Source organism: Paenibacillus sp. FSL R5-0517 (genome assembly GCF_037974355.1).
Classification (GTDB): domain Bacteria; phylum Bacillota; class Bacilli; order Paenibacillales; family Paenibacillaceae; genus Paenibacillus.
This window is the reverse complement of sequence record NZ_CP150235.1, coordinates 4,768,517-4,786,475: the sequence shown is the minus strand read 5'-3', so window position 1 is coordinate 4,786,475 and position 17,959 is coordinate 4,768,517. Positions and strand designations below refer to the sequence as shown.

Annotated in this window: 14 protein-coding genes; 13 read left to right on the top strand and 1 reads right to left on the bottom strand. The window is 47.1% G+C overall.

The genetic code is table 11. The annotated features are described in order from the left end of the window. Window positions 1–77: 77 nt before the first annotated feature. From MKX40_RS21295 to MKX40_RS21270, 6 genes are all read left to right on the top strand, one after another. Window positions 78–1,331 (top strand): LL-diaminopimelate aminotransferase, encoded by a 1,254-nt coding sequence (locus tag MKX40_RS21295; RefSeq protein ID WP_036674844.1) that lies wholly within the window; start codon window positions 78–80, stop codon window positions 1,329–1,331. Window positions 1,332–1,512: 181 nt separating this feature from the next. Then, on the top strand, window positions 1,513–2,427 hold the full coding sequence (locus tag MKX40_RS21290; RefSeq protein ID WP_339235889.1) for a decaprenyl-phosphate phosphoribosyltransferase: 915 nt from the start codon (window positions 1,513–1,515) through the stop codon (window positions 2,425–2,427). Window positions 2,428–2,445: 18 nt separating this feature from the next. Next, the gene (locus MKX40_RS21285; RefSeq protein ID WP_339235886.1) at window positions 2,446–3,078 is read left to right on the top strand and encodes an HAD family hydrolase; all 633 of its coding nucleotides are present in this window, start codon (window positions 2,446–2,448) and stop codon (window positions 3,076–3,078) included. Further along, the gene (locus MKX40_RS21280; RefSeq protein ID WP_017687326.1) at window positions 3,066–3,395 is read left to right on the top strand and encodes an EamA family transporter; all 330 of its coding nucleotides are present in this window, start codon (window positions 3,066–3,068) and stop codon (window positions 3,393–3,395) included. Before MKX40_RS21285 ends, MKX40_RS21280 begins: the two co-directional genes overlap by 13 nt. Next, window positions 3,382–3,702 carry an EamA family transporter gene (locus MKX40_RS21275; protein ID WP_339235883.1) on the top strand — a complete coding sequence of 107 codons (321 nt, stop codon included), beginning with the start codon at window positions 3,382–3,384 and terminating at the stop codon, window positions 3,700–3,702. Before MKX40_RS21280 ends, MKX40_RS21275 begins: the two co-directional genes overlap by 14 nt. A 105-nt stretch (window positions 3,703–3,807) precedes the next feature. Then, window positions 3,808–5,109, top strand: coding sequence for a DUF6080 domain-containing protein (locus MKX40_RS21270; protein WP_339235880.1), 1,302 nt, complete (start codon window positions 3,808–3,810; stop codon window positions 5,107–5,109). A gap of 91 nt (window positions 5,110–5,200) precedes the next feature. Here the strand turns inward: MKX40_RS21270 and MKX40_RS21265 are convergent, their stop codons facing one another. After that, window positions 5,201–7,876 (bottom strand): YhgE/Pip domain-containing protein, encoded by a 2,676-nt coding sequence (locus MKX40_RS21265; protein WP_339235877.1) that lies wholly within the window; start codon window positions 7,874–7,876, stop codon window positions 5,201–5,203. Between the two features lie 708 nt (window positions 7,877–8,584). On the opposite strand from MKX40_RS21265, the gene pyrR reads away from it, so the two are divergent. The 7 genes from pyrR (at window position 8,585) to pyrE (ending at window position 17,759) form a co-directional block, all read left to right on the top strand. Continuing rightward, the gene (gene pyrR / locus MKX40_RS21260) at window positions 8,585–9,148 is read left to right on the top strand and encodes a bifunctional pyr operon transcriptional regulator/uracil phosphoribosyltransferase PyrR (protein ID WP_017687330.1); all 564 of its coding nucleotides are present in this window, start codon (window positions 8,585–8,587) and stop codon (window positions 9,146–9,148) included. After that, complete coding sequence (locus MKX40_RS21255) at window positions 9,145–10,059, top strand: aspartate carbamoyltransferase catalytic subunit (RefSeq protein ID WP_339235874.1); 915 nt, start codon at window positions 9,145–9,147, stop codon at window positions 10,057–10,059. The genes pyrR and MKX40_RS21255 overlap by 4 nt, the downstream gene beginning before the upstream one ends. Window positions 10,060–10,186: 127 nt before the next feature. Then, a complete protein-coding gene (locus MKX40_RS21250; protein ID WP_339235870.1) occupies window positions 10,187–11,491 on the top strand; it encodes a dihydroorotase in 1,305 nt (434 codons plus the stop codon). 424 nt (window positions 11,492–11,915) lie between these two features. Continuing rightward, window positions 11,916–13,058 (top strand): glutamine-hydrolyzing carbamoyl-phosphate synthase small subunit, encoded by a 1,143-nt coding sequence (carA, locus tag MKX40_RS21245; RefSeq protein WP_062835434.1) that lies wholly within the window; start codon window positions 11,916–11,918, stop codon window positions 13,056–13,058. Window position 13,059: 1 nt separating this feature from the next. Beyond that, the gene (gene carB / locus MKX40_RS21240) at window positions 13,060–16,278 is read left to right on the top strand and encodes a carbamoyl-phosphate synthase large subunit (protein ID WP_339235868.1); all 3,219 of its coding nucleotides are present in this window, start codon (window positions 13,060–13,062) and stop codon (window positions 16,276–16,278) included. Window positions 16,279–16,380: 102 nt separating this feature from the next. Further along, window positions 16,381–17,121, top strand: coding sequence for an orotidine-5'-phosphate decarboxylase (gene pyrF, locus MKX40_RS21235; RefSeq protein ID WP_339235865.1), 741 nt, complete (start codon window positions 16,381–16,383; stop codon window positions 17,119–17,121). Beyond that, the gene (gene pyrE, locus MKX40_RS21230; protein WP_339235861.1) at window positions 17,118–17,759 is read left to right on the top strand and encodes an orotate phosphoribosyltransferase; all 642 of its coding nucleotides are present in this window, start codon (window positions 17,118–17,120) and stop codon (window positions 17,757–17,759) included. The genes pyrF and pyrE overlap by 4 nt, the downstream gene beginning before the upstream one ends. The last annotated feature ends 200 nt before the right edge of the window (window positions 17,760–17,959 follow it).

Genomic DNA, 17,959 nt, shown 5'->3' with positions numbered 1-17,959 from the left:
TGTCCATGGCTTTGATCACGCAAATGCTTCATATTAAAGTGTAGAAATTTGCGTCAAATGAGGAGATGAACAACGTTATGAGTATCGATAAATACCAAGAAACTTACATTCAGACTAATTTTGCCGACCGTATCGGTGGCTCCAACTATGGTAAAGACACGAACATTTATAAATTCGAGAAAATCAAACGTGCCAAAGCTTCGGCCAAAAAAGATTTTCCCGATGTGGAACTGATTGACCTTGGTGTAGGTGAACCGGATGAAATGGCGGATGCAGGCATTGTAGCTGCACTTGCTGAAGAAGCTTCCAGACCTGAGAACCGTGGTTATGCCGACAATGGTATTCCTGAATTCAAGGCTGCTGCTGCTTCTTACCTGAAAAACGTATTTAACGTAGAAGGTATCGATGCTGATACTGAAATCGTGCACTCCATTGGTTCCAAACCGGCTTTGGCGATGATGCCTTCATGCTTCATCAATCCGGGTGATGTGACAATCATGACCGTTCCAGGTTACCCGGTTATGGGTACACACACTAAATATCTGGGTGGAGAAGTGTTCAACATTCAATTGACGAAAGAGAACAACTTTCTGCCTGATCTGACGGCTATTCCGGAGGACATCGCAAAGCGTGCGAAGTTGCTCTACCTGAACTACCCGAACAACCCAACAGGCGCAAGCGCAACGGTGGAGTTCTTCACTGAAGTTGTTGAGTGGGCTAAGAAATATAACGTAGTGGTTGTACATGATGCGCCATACGCAGCATTGACGTATGATGGCAAAAAACCATTCAGCTTCCTGTCCGTACCTGGAGCGAAGGATGTCGGCGTAGAACTGCACTCTCTATCCAAGTCCTACAACATGACGGGTTGGAGAATCGGATTCGTAGCGGGTAACCCGCTTGTAGTCAAAGCATTCAGCGACGTGAAGGACAACAATGACTCCGGTCAGTTCATCGCGATTCAAAAGGCTGCTGCTTATGGATTGAATCACCCAGAAATTACGGAGAAAATTGCAGAGAAATATTCCCGTCGTCACGACATGCTCGTTGCCGCATTGAACGAACTGGGCTTCCAGGCTGAAAAACCTAAAGGTTCATTCTTCCTGTATGTGGAAGCACCAAAAGGTGTGGTTGGCGGACGTCGCTTTGAATCCGGTGAAGATTTCTCCCAATTCCTGATCCGTGAGAAATTGATCTCATCCGTACCTTGGGATGATGCTGGTAACTTTGTTCGTTTCTCCGTAACCTTTGAAGCTAAAGGTGAAGAAGAAGAGAAACGCGTTATTGCTGAGATCAAACGTCGTCTGAGCGACGTGCAATTCGAATTTTAATTGTAGTACCCTATAGATTAATCATGTGTGAGAACAAAGAGACCGGTAACGGTCTCTTTTTTTATGTTTATATTAGATTTTTTTCATTTACTCCCTTTACAAAATTATACAAGCAACATATGATTAGATCTTTACGTTATTTCTTATATACAGAAGTTGTTTTTGAAGGGAGTTATTACAATTGTTATCATCACGAACGAGTACGGTATCCTCACCGGCTACAGGAACAGGAAGTACAGTGTCAGGATTATTCAGATTGTTAAGACCCAAACAGTGGACTAAAAATCTGCTGTTATTTGCTGCGTTACTATTCTCTTTTGAGGAGATTCGGGCTGAAACCATTCTTGCGACTTTGCTTGGTTTTATTCTATTTAGCTTCGTTGCAGGCTGTGTTTATATTTTAAATGACTTTGTAGATCGGGACAGGGATCGACAGCATCCGGTGAAAAAGTATCGTCCGATGGCTTCTGGGCAGGTAAATCCGAGTCATGCTTTGTTGTTTGGTATTATTCTGTTAATCCTTTCCGTCGGAACGGCCTTCATGATGAACCCTCTATTCGGCGTGTTATGTATTGTTTATTTTCTATTGAATGTATCATATTCATTTGTGCTGAAACATCTCGTTATCCTGGATATGATGACCATTGCAGCCGGCTTTGTACTTCGTGCCATTGCAGGTGGTGTACTGATCCATGTACCATTCACACCGTGGTTTTTGATCTGTACCATGCTGTTGTCATTGTTTTTGGCCATTGGCAAACGCAGAAATGAACTTACGCTGCTTGAGGGGAATACGGGATCGCACCGTAAGGTTTTAGACAACTACTCCATTACGTTGCTGGATCAATTCAATACGATTGTGACGACAGCTACGATTATCAGCTACTCTCTATTCACATTCACTTCAGACCGGACCATCCATCTCATGTGGACCATTCCACTGGTCATTTACGGCATGTTCCGTTATCTGTATCTGATCCACATGAAGAGCCAGGGAGGCTCACCCGATCGAGTACTGTTTGAGGACAAGCCCATATTAATTACGGTGATTTTGTATGTGATCAGTGTTGTTACCATTTTTACTATCTTTGAATAAAGGCTGAGGGGGATCAGGGTGAAAAGCACGAAAGTCGCAATTTTTGATATTGATAAAACAATTATACGCAGTGATTCCATGTTTCAATTTGTGCACTACGGTGTTCGCCGTTACCCGTGGCAGGTATGGAGATTACCTGTCATCGCATTACATACTGTTTTATTCAAGGCAGGCATCATGACTGTTGAACAAGTCAAACGATCCTACTTTCAAGAAATTGAGCGTATGACTGAAAAAGATCTCGAACATTTCTTCGATACCCGATTGCGTACGTCCATTTTTGCCGAGGCCAGTGTAGAGATGCAGCATCGCAAAGAAGCAGGGTATCACGTCTTACTGGTAACTGCATCTCCGCATGCCTATATGAAATACTTTAAAAACTTTCCCTGGGTGGATCATGTCATTGGAACTGAGCTTGTCCGTCATGCGAATGGTTACACATGCAGAATTGATGGCAGCAATTGCAAAGGGGAAGAGAAGGTACGCCGAATTCAGGCTTATCTTAGTGAGAAAAATATGGTCATTGACTATGACCAGTCATGTTCCTACTCGGACTCCTTATCGGACCTTCCCGTCATGCAGCTAGTGAGTCAACGATACTTTATTAACAAGCGTGTTCCGGACATGGAGGCATTAACGTGGGGGAAATAAAATCGCGTCATACCGGTAAATGGTTGATGCTCGTCTCCGCATTTCTGACAGCAACGGGTCAATTGTTCTGGAAATGGGGACTAACCGAGTGGATTTACCTTGGTGTTGGTTTTCTGTGTTATGGACTTGGAGCGATTTTGATGATTAAAGCTTTTGCTCTGGAAAAACTCTCTGTTGCTTATCCTCTGATGTGTGCCAGCTACGTATTTGCCTTAATCTATGGATATTTTTTGCTTGGGGAAGAAATTACGGTGCAGAAGCTGGCAGCAGTTGTGTTGCTTGGAATCGGGGTGACATTAACCAGTGTTGATCGATAGCTGGATGGTTGCCGTTTTAGTTGTCATGACATTGTGTGGTGCACTGGGCGGGGCTGGACTGAAGGCTTATGCATCTAGTCGCAATCGTCTGCATGTACTCATGGGACTCGGATTCTACGGAACCGGTGCGTTGCTGAATATTGTATTGTTGAAGTTTCTCCCATTAACCGTAGTACTGCCTGCCAACGCATTAACCTATGTTTGGACTCTGATCATTGCGATGCTGGTATTTAAAGAGGCAGTGGGGCCTTTACGCTGGATTGGCGTGGCGTGTATTATGGGTGGCTTATGTTTATTGGTGTTCTAATTTGAACTAAAGATTATTTTTATGAGCACTACGATGAAAGAATAACCTTCCAATCGCTCAAATTATGATGGTTTTTTATAAAATTTATTGGATGTGAATGAAAGCATGAAATTTTTGGACTACTTATTTTATAATCGAAGAGCTAACTGGACAGCCTTTTATCTGTTTGCTGGATTTGCTTTATTCTATGGTTTAATGAACGGCTCGTACGTTCTGTACATTGAAAATAATGCGGAATTGCTTGGGATGTATAGCCCTTTTAATACGACGCTGTTTCCACTCAATTTATTCAACTTTGATCCATCGATGTATTACGGCGACAACAGTTCTTCCGTGATTCATCCGCTGATTTCCTTTCTGTCAGTCACCCTTGCGGCTGTAGCGAAGCTGCTGGGAGGCAACTGGTTCTTTCTAATTTTGCAATCGCTGGTAAATGCGGGTTCGGTGGTGCTGGCGTATCTGTTCCTGAGTCAAAAAGAAGATAGACCGACGATTATACCTTTGCTGTTCGCCTTACTGTTTGGTTTCAGTTCCTACCTCATGTATACTGCGTTGATCCCGGACTCGTATCCTTATGTACAGTTCGTTATTCTGTTCTCCGTGGTTTACATGCAGTATACGCGTGAGCGTCAGGACGTACGATATGTACCCAATGCATTGCTTGCATCGATTAACTTCGGATTAACCTCAACCAATATCGTACCGTTTGCTGGTGCCACTTTCTTCAATATGCATGCATGGCGTAAGGCCAATTTGAAAAAATACATTGGTATCATGGCACTAGCGGTTCTGATTATTGTCGTTATGACAGGCATTCAATATGTTGCATTTGGAGGTCGCAGCTGGGTTAGTAACTGGCTATTGGGCATTCAAAATGGTGGAACTAGCTATGCAACACCATTCCAGTTCGCCATTCACTGGAAAGCATTGAACATGTTAACCATCAATCCGATGATGACACCGAAGATGCATTTACTTGACCCGGGCATGGCTGCCTTTGTTACGGATCTATCTCGTTCCAACCCAATTGTTGTGCAGATTACAGGGATCTTTATTTTACTATTGGCACTCATGGGCATCATTAAAGGCATTCGTGAACGTGAAGTATGGACCCTTGTTCCATATATTCTGTTTGCTTTTTTGCTTCATGTAGTCGTGGGTTTCGGATTGGCTGTATTTCAATATGACATGTACCTGTATGCGGGACACTATCTGTTTGCGTTCTTCCTGTTGGGTGGAGGATTCGTCATCAGCCTGCGTCCGGGATTGGGGAAAAAAGCGATTATAGGCTTAATCATGTTATGTGTTATCGTTACGGCAAGTAACAACATCTATCGCCACGCAGAAACATTAACAACAATCAAGCAATCCTATGATCAATTGGAACAGGACCGGTCAGTGAAATAATCAAGATGCAGCGATTCATATAAGGAAATAAGATAAGGCCATGGGATGGAAAGTCCAATGGCCTTATCTTATTTAGTGTCCAGCTAATGAGTTAAGCAATAATTTTGGTCTTCTTGGCATTCTCGGCTGAACGTTTGGTGAGACTGCTGAGTGGGCGTTTCAAAGCGAGAGCAACAATGAGACTCAGCGCGATGAACATACACAACCACAGAATATCCTTGATGGCAGTAGACCACAATATACCGCCGACCGACTCACGCAGCAGACTGATCGCATACGTGAAGGGCATGAACGGATTTAATGCCTGGAAAAAGGGGGATGTCATGCTGATTGGGAACGTACCGCCAGAGCTGGAGAACTGGAACACCATAAAGATGATGGCGATCCCTTTTCCGATATTTCCAAAAACGGACAGCAGGGTGTACGTGATGGTGACAAATACGGCACTCACCAGCATGGCAAACAGGACAAACCACAGTTTATCGGCGACATAGGTACCCAGGATTAAGATATCTCCCAGGGTGACGGATATCGCCTGAAGCAACCCAATGGTCAGAAAAGTAGCGAGGCGTCCAAGATATAACTCATATCCCCGGAACTTGCCCTCTGGATTCTCAGCTTCGGCACGAAGCAGAGAAATCAGCAGTGTTGAGCCGACCCACAAGGACAGCACGCCATAAAATGGTGACATGGCCGATCCATAATTCGGAATCGGGTAAAGCTGCTGTTCCTTGATTTGCACTGGGCTTGCAAGGAAAGCACTCTCTTCTTCGATATCGCCGCGCAGAAGTTTGGCGAGCTCGGCAAACTGGTTATTACCTTCGACTTCCCTAAGTTTGTCTGCCGCTTTGCTGATGGCACTTTCCAGTGCTGGCAGATCATCACTTACCAGTGTGGCAACACGATGGACTCCTTTTTCGACCTCCGGAAGCTGGTTCTGAACAAAATCGGATGCCTTGCCTATCTGTTTCTCGGCATTAGGCAGATCATGACGAACAAAATCAGCCGCTTCGTTCAGTTTGGTTCCCAATTTGGGCAGATCGGTCCGGATTAAGGAAGAGACGGTGTTCAAAGCTTGAATAAAACCTTCACTTTTGCTTGCGAGTGTCTCTGATATCTCATGGATCTTGGATTGGATTTGAGGCAGGTCGCTCTGGATTTTCGTCAACTCGGTCTGTCCAAACGTAATCCCTTCTTTGGCAGATGCAAGAATGTCCGCAATATCCGGAATTTGATCTCTTGCTCCTTGCATTGCACTTGAAGAAGTGGAGAGGATGGACCGCAATTTATCCACGCCAGCCGATAGAGCCGGTGATATGTCACTTTCATACGTAGTCAAGAGATTGCCAATGCCACTGCTAATGTCTTTGGAGAGCAAATTTAACTGAGCGACGACGTCTGCGGGTAGCTTTGTATTGCGGCGCATGGCATCACTGATGATGCCAGCCAGTCGGATTTGTAACTGCAGTTTATCTGAAACGGAGTTCAAATGCTGAATTTGTTCGGTAAGTGGATGGCTTGGAAGCAAGTTGTCTATTTTGCCCAGCAGTTCTGCCATACTGTCGACAAGTTTTACCGCAATCCCCAAACGTGCAGCAATCCGGTCCAGATCTTCTGCTGTGGGCAGGTTATCAAGATCCGAATCCTGCAATTGTGCAAATAGGTCTCCAGCAGCGTTGGTAATCTGCTGCACTAGCAGCAGATTCTGGCGGATCGTTGGGCCAATAGCCTGAAACGCTTCTTCACTTGAATCTACAAATTGATTCAAGCTTTCAGCCAGCTCAATCCCGTTGCCAGCGATTTGGGATACTTTGTCCAGATCTTGTTCTGCGGCCGTTACGATAGAGAGAGCCTTGTCGGTTTTATCCAGGGCTGTTTGGATGACAGCTGATACCTGACCAAAGTTTTCATCCACTTCTCGAATGCGTTCTACCGCTTTTTGTATATCCGGTATCCGCCCTTGAATAGCCAGCACTTCCGAAGCCGCATCATTAATTTGTGGCCAATACTCCTGCACCTTGAGCACATACTTTGCCGCTTCATTGATTTCAGGTAGTTTTTTTTCGATTTCGACGATCTTTTGAGCATCTTTTACAATCTCAGGCATGGCTTTTTCCACTTCCAGTACCTTTTGACCCGCGGCTTGGATGGCCGGAAGATTTTTCTCCAGGGTGAAAATGCCATTCTCCATCTTGCGCAAAGTTGGAAGCTGGGCGTTAATTTCAACCCCGGCTTCCTTCAACTTGGTAAGAACGGCCTCACTGACGGCTTCAGTGAAATTTTCATTGATTTGTGTTGTTATGGCAGATACACCAGAGCCTGTGATTTTGGGAGCAATGGCATTCACCTTCTCATTAACGGTATAGATTACCTCTGGACGCTCCAGCTTTCCGTCAACAATACCTGTAATTTTGGACGAAAAGTCTCCGGGAATGAGCAGGCTTGCATAGTACTCTCCAGTTTGTACACCTCGACTGGCCTCAGCCCGATCTACAAAAGTCCAGCCCAGCTTTTCGTTGTGTTTGAGGCTGGATACCAGTTCGTCTCCGATATTGACATTGGTTCCTGCAACAGTTGCACCCTCGTCTTCAGTTGTCACTGCAATTTTGATCCCCTGGGTGTTACTGTACGGGTCCCATACGGACTTGACGTTGACCCAGTCATACACCCCGGGCAGTAAGATGATAGCCACAATTAGAAATATACCTGTGGGAACCTTCAGAATATGCAACCAGTCTGTTTTGTAAACGTGCCAAATGTGACGCATGACTTCCTCCTAAATGTACATAAATGTAGGGCGTATCTTAATTCCATGTCGCATAGCTGCGAATCTTATGTATATCGGCATTACAGCAGCATCTATGAATGGGTTTATGTTTATAAACTGTACCCATTTCAGTGGGTACTAATGCAGAGCCTACATATATTACGTAAGATGAAACTGACTGCTTGTTCCAAAAAGAAGTGTTTTGTGTCTACTTAAGCATAGGCAGAGGTTTATTTTGGTTATATCAAATTTCTCATTTGCCTATGGATAAATATGCAGAAATGTTGTATAATTATGAATAACCAATGAGATGAATTGTGCATGGATGTTTTTCAGGCTAACTGCTGATTCTAACAAGAACGTAGCAGAGGGTTTTCACCTGCGATGGTGAGGTGTTGACAGGGGGTTGTCTTTCTGTCATAATTCATGAAGACAAACGGACATATTGATTACAGAACCCTGTGAGGTCCTGCAATATGAACGACATGAATAGCACCTTTAAATCAGTCCCGTGAGACTGGCAAGGTAACGTGAACGATACATCGTTTTTTGCTGCGGCAAATGAAGCGATGCATCCCCGAGAGTAAACTTTCTTCAGAGCGGTCTGAAGTTCGGAGACTCCTTGCCAATAAACACGGCAAGGAGTCTTTTTTGTTCTCCTCGTCACGGGGCCATGATCTGAAGGGAAATCCTGAGGAGGCTGAACGCATGAGCACAGAGACACATGTCATTATGGATGAGACGGCGATCCGCCGCGCATTAACACGGATTGCCCATGAGATATTGGAGAAAAACAAAGGAATCGATGATTGTGTGCTGGTCGGTATCCGTACACGCGGGGTTTACCTCGCAGAACGGATTGCCGCGAAGATTGAAGAAATCGAAGGCGCCAAAGTCCCCTGGGGAGAACTGGATGTGACTCCTTACCGCGATGATCGCTTGGACGAAAACAAGGCGAATCGCAAGGAAATGTTGATTATGACACCTGAATCACTTTCGATCCATAACAAAAAAGTGATCTTGTTCGATGATGTGCTCTATACCGGACGTACGATTCGCGCAGCGATGGATGCCCTGATGGACTGTGGAAGACCGCAGAACATTCAGCTGGCGGTACTCGCAGACCGTGGACACCGGGAACTTCCGATTCGACCTGATTTTATCGGCAAGAATGTGCCGACTTCCAAATCAGAAGAGATCGAAGTTGCACTTATGGAAACGGACGGACAGGACGAAGTCAAAATCACTCAGAACCGGGGGGAGCAAGCATGATGATTACACAGACAGCATTGAGAGACCGGAGCTTGCTTGGACTGAAGGAACTTAGCCGAGGAGAGATCGAGTCCATTCTGAACAGGGCGGCTCACTGGGAAGCGCAGAAAGAGAAACTGGTTCCTGTACTTGAATCACGCTTCGTTGCGAACATGTTCTTCGAAAACAGCACCCGCACCCGCTTCTCCTTCGAAATGGCAGAGAAACGCCTGGGCGCACAAGTGCTGAACTTCACGGCAGCCGCATCCAGTGTGGAAAAAGGAGAGTCCATCTACGATACGGTGCGAACACTTGAGTCGATGGGCATTGATGCAGGCGTGATCCGGTTGAAACCGGCAGGCGTTCTGCAACAGCTGGCTAAGAAAGTGAGTGTTCCGCTCGTGAACGCCGGAGACGGCAACAATGAGCATCCCACACAGGCGTTGCTGGACCTCTACACGATGCGGAAAGCATTTGGCGAACTGAAAGGCTTGCGTGTTTCCATCATAGGTGACATTCTGCATAGCCGCGTAGCACGCTCCAACCTGTGGGCACTGCATAAGTTCGGCGCAGATGTACGCTTCTGTGCACCGCAAACGATGCAGGCACCGGAACTCGCAGAGCATGCTCCTTATGTCGGTTTTGAAGAAGCGCTGGATGCAGATGTAGTCATGATGCTCCGTGTTCAACTGGAACGTCATCAACATGGCTTAATTACTTCAGCTGAGGATTATCGCGAACACTACGGATTGACGGAAGAACGGGCGTCACGCCTAAAACCAAGCACCATTATCATGCACCCTGCTCCAGTGAACCGCAACGTCGAGGTAGATGACGCGGTTGTGGAGAGTGAAGCATCGCGGATCTTCCCGCAGATGGCAAACGGCGTTCCCATCCGCATGGCGGTTATGGAACGTGCGATGAAACTGTAACAGGGTCTGGCTGTGGGTCATAGGCTGACGAAGATGGCAGTTCTTATAGAGCAATAAGAGAGTAAACGATAAAGAAAATCATCCGGTTTACCTGGTAAGCCGGACAGAACCGAAGCGGAGGGCAATTATGCTACAGATTATAAAGAATGCGAACATCTTGAACCAACAAGGGGAACTTGAACGGAAAACCATCATTATAGATGAAGGTAAAATTAAAAAGATCGCTGGCCTGGAAGACCAAGCCGTATTGGATGCCGAAAAGTCAGCGCATCATGTGACAGACGCATCAGGCAAACTGGTCATTCCGGGATTGATCGATATGCACGTGCATCTGCGTGAGCCTGGATTCGAACACAAAGAGACGATCGAGACAGGTGCCCGTTCAGCAGCACAAGGCGGTTTTACAACGATTGCCTGCATGCCAAACACAAGACCGGTTACAGACACAGCGGAAGTTGTGAAACTGGTACTGGATAAAGCCAAAGAAGCCGATCTGGTAAAAGTGTTGCCTTATGCAGCCATTACCAAAAACGAACTGGGTCGTGAACTTACCGATTTTGCCGCCTTGAAAGAAGCAGGGGCTATCGGATTCACGGATGACGGTGTCGGCGTACAAAACGCTCAAATGATGAAAGATGCCATGAGCCTCGCAGCAAGCATGGATATGCCAGTGATCGCTCACTGTGAAGATGACTCACTGGTTGTAGGTGGATATGTGACGGAAGGCGAGTTTTCCAAACGTCATGGTATCAAAGGCATTCCTAATGAATCCGAGGCTATCCACGTAGGCCGGGATATTCTGCTCGCAGAAGCAACGGGAGTTCATTACCACGTCTGCCACGTAAGCACAGAGCAATCGGTTCGCCTGATTCGTCTGGCGAAATCCATCGGTATTAAAGTAACTGCTGAGGTGTGTCCGCACCATCTGGTGTTGTCGGATGAAGATATCCCGGGCATGGACGCCAACTGGAAGATGAACCCGCCGCTACGCTCACCACGTGATGTGCAGGCGTGTATCGAAGGTTTGCTGGACGGCACGCTGGACATGATCGTAACCGATCACGCGCCACACAGTGAAGAAGAGAAAGCCAAAGGCATGGAGCTGGCACCTTTCGGTATCGTAGGATTCGAAACAGCCTTCCCACTGCTGTACACGAAGTTTGTGGAAACTGGACTTTGGAGCTTGGACTTCCTGGTAAAACGCATGACAGCTGATCCGGCACGTGTATTCCGACTGGATACAGGCAAACTGGAAGAAGGAGCACCAGCGGATATCACGATGATTGATCTGAACGAGGAAAAAGCGGTTGATCCTGCAACGTTTGCAACCAAAGGAAGAAACACCCCATTCACAGGCTGGAAGCTGAAAGGCTGGGCTGTACAAACATGGGTGGATGGCAAAAGCGTGTGGAGCAACACTGTACAACAATAAAACGGTAATTTAGTAAATTGATAAATTACTAACTCTATATCTTTAAATCAGTAACAGTAATTCTTAACTTTTTAAAGCAACACATCTTTCTAATTCTAAAACTTAATCTACAACTTTTACACCAGTAACATCTTTTCAACTAACTTGAGGCAAATCATGCCGAGAGTCTAACATACGAAACAAAACACAGTTGAATAATGCTTTTGAACATGGACACCAACGTAACTGCGTAGAGGGCAGAAAGAACCCGAAGAAGCAAAGCGTTCGCCTTTATCACCGGATTACTCCATTTGAAGAATGGGATCAAAGTAATCCGGGGATAACAGCGATCAAAGGGTTTTCTGCCCACGGAGCCGCACCACACGTAACGCCCATGTCCAACTCAAAGTATTCAACGTTGATAAACACAGAGGAGTGAAATGGGATGCAGGCACAGGCAAGATTATTGTTGGAAGACGGCACACTGTTCACCGGGAAAGCATTCGGTGCTGAAGGTGAAACGACAGGTGAGGTCGTTTTTAATACGGGAATTACAGGCTATCAAGAGGTGCTTTCGGATCCTTCCTATTGCGGTCAAATCGTAACCATGACGTATCCGCTGATCGGAAACTACGGTATTACGCGTGATGACTTTGAGTCGATTCGTCCATACGTACACGGTTTCGTTGTACGTCGTCATGAGCCAACGCCGAGCAACTGGCGTGCGGAATATAGCGTAGACAATCTGCTCAAGGAATACGGTATCGTAGGAATCAGCGAAATTGATACACGCATGTTGACTCGCCGGATTCGTCACCACGGCACAATGAAGGGAATTCTCACAACAGGATCGAAGCCTGTGGAAGAACTGCTGGAGATGATGGGAGACACCACCATCGCCGAGCTGCGTAACCAGGTGCCTATGACTTCTACAGAGCATGTCTACAACAGCCCGGGAACGGCTGAACGTATTGTGCTCGTGGATTATGGTGCCAAAACAGGAATCTTGCGCGAACTCAGCAAACGTAACTGTGACGTTGTCGTTGTTCCGCACGATGTAACAGCAGACGAGATTCGTCGCCTGAACCCGGACGGTATTCAACTGTCCAACGGCCCTGGGGACCCGAAAGATGTACCTCACGCAGTTAAAATGATCAGTGAACTGCTTGGCGAATACCCGATCTTCGGCATCTGCCTGGGTCACCAATTGTTCGCACTTGCGGCAGGAGCAGATACCGAAAAACTCAAGTTTGGACATCGCGGAGGAAACCACCCGGTGAAAGAGCTGGAGAGCGGACGTTGCTTCATCACATCCCAGAACCATGGTTTTACCGTAAACGAGGAGTCTGTGAAGAGCACGGACCTGGAAGTTACACATATCAACAATAACGATAAGACTATTGAAGGTCTGAAACATAAATCCTTCCCGGCATTCTCGGTTCAGTATCACCCAGAAGCAGCCCCGGGTCCTTACGACAACAGCTATCTGTTTGACCGCTTCATCGAGATGATTCGCGAGCACAAAATCACTAACCCGCAAAAGCCGCGTCAAGCCGTATTGGCAGCCGCAGTGAAAGGAGCACAATAACATGCCGATTAACAAAGATCTCAAAAAAATCCTGGTGATTGGTTCCGGTCCAATCGTCATCGGTCAAGCGGCCGAGTTCGACTATGCCGGTACACAAGCTTGCCAGGCTCTGAAAGAAGAAGGCGTGGAAGTTGTACTTATCAACAGCAACCCGGCGACCATTATGACCGATACCAACATGGCTGACAAAGTCTACATTGAGCCAATCACACTGGATTTTGTAACCCAAATCATTCGTCAGGAGCGTCCAGACGGCTTGTTGCCAACACTGGGTGGTCAGACAGGTCTGAACATGGCTGTGGAACTGGCACGTGCAGGCGTGTTGGAACGTGAAAATGTAAAATTGCTCGGAACGCAGCTGACATCCATCGAGAAAGCGGAAGATCGTGATCTGTTCCGTGACCTGATGCGTGAACTGGAACAGCCTGTACCTGAGAGTGTGATCGTAACGACACTCGAAGAATCACTTGAATTTGCAGCTGAGATTGGCTATCCAATCATCGTTCGTCCAGCCTATACGCTGGGCGGAACAGGCGGCGGAATCTGTGCGAACGAAGAAGAACTGCGCGAAACTGTGGCAGCGGGAATTCGTTACAGCCCAATTGGGCAATGTCTGGTCGAGAAGAGCATTGCAGGCATGAAAGAAGTCGAGTATGAAGTTATGCGGGACAAAAACGATAACTGTATCGTTGTCTGCAACATGGAAAACTTTGACCCGGTAGGTGTTCATACAGGCGACAGTATCGTCGTAGCACCAAGCCAAACCCTGTCGGATCGTGAATATCAAATGCTGCGTTCAGCTTCACTGAAAATCATCCGTGCCCTGAACATCGAGGGTGGATGTAACGTACAGTTCGCACTGGACCCACACAGCTTCCAATACTATGTTATCGAAGTTAACCCACGGGTAAGCCGTTCATCGGCGCTGGCTTCTAAAGCAACGGGTTATCCGATTGCGAAAATGGCTGCCAAAATTGCCATGGGTTACACACTGGACGAAATCGTGAACCCGGTAACAGGCCAAACATATGCTTGCTTCGAGCCAACATTGGATTATATCGTGAGCAAAATCCCACGCTGGCCGTTCGACAAGTTCATCTCGGCGAACCGTAAACTCGGAACTCAGATGAAAGCAACAGGCGAAGTAATGGCCATTGGCCGGACATTCGAAGAGTCGATTCACAAAGCCGTGCGCTCCCTGGAGATTGGTGTACACCGCCTTTACCTGAAGGATGCCGAAACGCTGGATGAAGATACGCTGAACGAGCGTCTGATCAAAGCGGATGATGAGCGTATCTTCCTGATTGCCGAAGCATTCCGCAGAGGATATACGCTGCAACAACTGCAAGACCTGACCAAGATTGACTGGTGGTTCCTGGACAAAATCGAGGGTCTGATCGCATTCGAAGATCGTATTCGCGAAGAATCCGAATTGTCTTCCGATGTTCTGTATCAAGCGAAACGCCTTGGATTCACGGACCGCGCCATTGCCGAACTGCGTGCGCAAGGTCAACCTGGTGGCACATTAACGACGGAAGCAGAAGTTAGAACTCGTCGGGAAGAAGAGAACCTGCGCCCAGTCTACAAAATGGTAGATACGTGTGCAGCCGAGTTCGAAGCAACAACGCCATATTACTACTCAACATACGAGACTGAGAACGAAGTGATCCCTTCCGACAAGCAAAAAGTTGTGGTACTGGGTTCAGGACCAATCCGGATCGGTCAAGGTATTGAGTTTGACTACTCTACTGTACACGCTGTATGGGCTTTGCAAAAAGCAGGATATGAAGCAGTCATTATCAATAATAACCCGGAGACGGTGTCGACGGACTTTAATACATCAGATCGTCTGTACTTTGAACCACTCTTCTTCGAAGATGTTATGAACGTGATTGAACAGGAGAAGCCAGTAGGGGTTATCGTGCAGTTCGGTGGTCAAACGGCCATCAATCTGGCAGCACCACTGCGTAATGCAGGTGTAACGATTCTCGGAACGGATCTGGAAAGCATCGATGAGGCGGAGGACCGCAAGAAGTTCGAGCGTCTGCTCTCCCGTCTGGAGATTGCACAGCCGAAAGGTAAAACGGTCATTTCCGTTGATGATGCTGTAGAAACAGCTCAAAGTCTGGGCTACCCGGTACTGGTTCGTCCTTCCTATGTACTCGGCGGTCGTGCGATGGAGATTGTATACTCTGATGCAGAATTGCTCACGTACATGGAGCAGGCGGTTAAAATCAATCCGGAGCATCCGGTACTGATCGACCGTTACATGATGGGTAAAGAAGTTGAGGTTGACGCCATCTGTGATGGTGAAACGGTATTGATTCCGGGCATTATGGAACATATCGAGCGTGCAGGAGTTCACTCTGGTGACTCCATCGCGGTATATCCTCCTCAACACCTGTCCCAGGACATGAAAGAGAAAATTGTAGAGATTACAATCAAAATTGCGAAAGAACTGAAAACGGTAGGTTTGGTCAACATCCAGTTTGTTATCCATGATGGCCAAGTGTACATTATCGAGGTGAACCCGCGTTCATCCCGTACCGTACCATTCTTGAGCAAAGTAACCAACATTCCGATGGCGAACCTGGCAACACAAGCCATTCTGGGTGTAAAACTGAAAGATCTTGGTTATGTTGACGGGCTATGGCCTGAGTCGGACCATGTATCTGTCAAAGTTCCGGTCTTCTCCTTCGCGAAGCTGCGTCGTGTAGAACCAACCCTCGGACCTGAGATGAAATCCACAGGTGAGGTTATGGGTCGTGACCCGAATTACGCTAAAGCGTTGTTCAAAGGTCTCATCGGGGCAGGAATGAAAATTCCGGCAACCGGAGCCATTGTCGTGACTGTAGCAGACAAGGACAAGGACGAAGCTGTACCATTGCTCGAAGGTTTCTACAGACTGGGATACAAACTCATGGCAACCGGCGGAACTGCAGCTGCGCTTGAAGCAGCGAACATTCCGGTAACGACGGTGAACAAATTAAGCGAAGGTTCGCCGAACATTCTGGATATGATTCGCAGCGGCGAAGCGAACTTTGTCTTCAATACACTCACCAAAGGCAAAACACCACAGCGTGACGGATTCCGTATTCGTCGTGAAGCGGTAGAGAATGGTATTGTATGTATGACTTCACTGGATACGATTCGTGCGCTGTTGATCATGCTGCAAACAATCAACTTCTCTTCAGAAGCAATGCCTGCCTTTGTAAAATAAATATTCACTGATGAAGGACATCAGTCAGCCTGCGGGCTGGCGGGATGTCCTTTATATCGGGCAAAAACGGAAAAAATGAGCAAGTGGAGGGGAGCGCTGGTGATGAATCACGCGAGTTTCAATGAAATGGCTGGCCGTCTGATGGTGGCACTCGATTATCCTGGAGCGGAAGAAGCGAAAGCATTGGTACAAAATCTTGAAGGCATTCCCTGTTATCTCAAGGTGGGAATGCAGCTGTTCTACGCAGCAGGACCGGACTTCATTCGGGAGCTGAAATCTAAAGGGTATTCCGTTTTTCTGGATGTGAAAATGCATGACATTCCCAACACCGTTCGTGGCGGTGCTGAGAGTATCACGCGTCTTGGGGTAGACATGTTTAATGTGCATGCCGCGGGTGGAACGATCATGATGCGTGCTGCACGTGAAGGTGCTGAGGCAGCTATAGCCGCAGATCCTTCCTTACACAGACCCGAGATCATTGCGGTCACCCAACTGACCAGTACAAGTCTGGAAACGATGAACAACGAGATTGGCATCCCGGGCAGCGTGGAAGCTGCTGTGGTCCGTTATGCAGGACTGGCCCAAGAGGCCGGATTGGATGGGGTTGTTGCTTCTCCGCTGGAAGTGCCCGCAATTCGGGCAGCGTGTGGCAGTGCTTTTCACACCGTTACACCAGGAATTCGTCCAGCAGGTAGTGGTCTGGGAGATCAGACACGTGTCTTGACGCCGGGTGAAGCCATCGCCAGAGGAAGCCATTACATTGTTGTAGGCAGACCGATTACAGGCGCTCCCAATCCGCGTGAAGCGGCAGAAACCATTTTGAAGGAGATGTTGAACGCATGATCGAACTGAATGAGATTCCGAATCATATTGCTTCCCAACTGTTGAAAATTAAAGCCGTGGCATTGCGTCCGCAGCAGCCATTTACATGGACTTCCGGTATCAAATCACCAATATATTGCGATAACCGCTTAACGATGTCCTATCCCGAGATTCGCAACGATATTGCTGAAGCCTTCGCAACGATTATTCGTAACCAATACCCGGAAGCAGAAGTCATTGCAGGTACGGCAACCGCAGGGATCCCGCATGCTGCCTGGGTGGCTCAGAAGCTGAATCTGCCGATGGCCTACATTCGTGATAAAGCGAAAGGACACGGTAAGGAGAACCTGATTGAAGGTCTGATTACCGAAGGACAGAAAGTAGTTGTCATTGAAGATCTGATCTCTACAGGTGGCAGTTCCATCAAAGCAGCAGAAGCTGTACGCGTAGCAGGTGCAACACCGCTCGCAGTGCTTGCCATCTTCAGCTACCAGCTCGATAAGGGTGTTAAAGCCTTCGAAGATGCTGGAATTCCGCTTCAGACGCTGTCCAATTACACGGCGCTGATGGATGTGGCTCTGGCTCAGGGAACGATTCAGGAGAGCGACTTTGAGTTGCTGAAATCCTGGCGTGAAGATCCTTCTTCATTTGGAAAATAATATCATTGCATAATGCAAGATGTGTTCAATGTTAAACGGTATCAAAATTGTAATGATTGCCGTCACAGCGGCAAAACCATCGAATATGCAAGAGGCATCCCATACATTGGGGTGCTTTTTTCGTTTGTTCATCAAAATATTAACTTTTTCCCTCTACCGTTGTAAAAAGCTTGTAACTTTTAGTTGTGATCGGTCGTTTA

What these genes read in the sequence shown, in the direction of transcription:
- MKX40_RS21270 (WP_339235880.1), top strand. Translation starts at nt 3,808, where the DNA reads ATGAAATTTTTGGACTACTTATTTTATAATCGAAGAGCTAACTGGACA.
- carB (WP_339235868.1), top strand. Translation starts at nt 13,060, where the DNA reads ATGCCGATTAACAAAGATCTCAAAAAAATCCTGGTGATTGGTTCCGGT.
- pyrE (WP_339235861.1), top strand. Translation starts at nt 17,118, where the DNA reads ATGATCGAACTGAATGAGATTCCGAATCATATTGCTTCCCAACTGTTG.
- pyrF (WP_339235865.1), top strand. Translation starts at nt 16,381, where the DNA reads ATGAATCACGCGAGTTTCAATGAAATGGCTGGCCGTCTGATGGTGGCA.
- carA (WP_062835434.1), top strand. Translation starts at nt 11,916, where the DNA reads ATGCAGGCACAGGCAAGATTATTGTTGGAAGACGGCACACTGTTCACC.
- MKX40_RS21265 (WP_339235877.1), bottom strand. Translation starts at nt 7,876, where the DNA reads ATGCGTCACATTTGGCACGTTTACAAAACAGACTGGTTGCATATTCTG.
- pyrR (WP_017687330.1), top strand. Translation starts at nt 8,585, where the DNA reads ATGAGCACAGAGACACATGTCATTATGGATGAGACGGCGATCCGCCGC.
- MKX40_RS21295 (WP_036674844.1), top strand. Translation starts at nt 78, where the DNA reads ATGAGTATCGATAAATACCAAGAAACTTACATTCAGACTAATTTTGCC.
- MKX40_RS21255 (WP_339235874.1), top strand. Translation starts at nt 9,145, where the DNA reads ATGATGATTACACAGACAGCATTGAGAGACCGGAGCTTGCTTGGACTG.
- MKX40_RS21250 (WP_339235870.1), top strand. Translation starts at nt 10,187, where the DNA reads ATGCTACAGATTATAAAGAATGCGAACATCTTGAACCAACAAGGGGAA.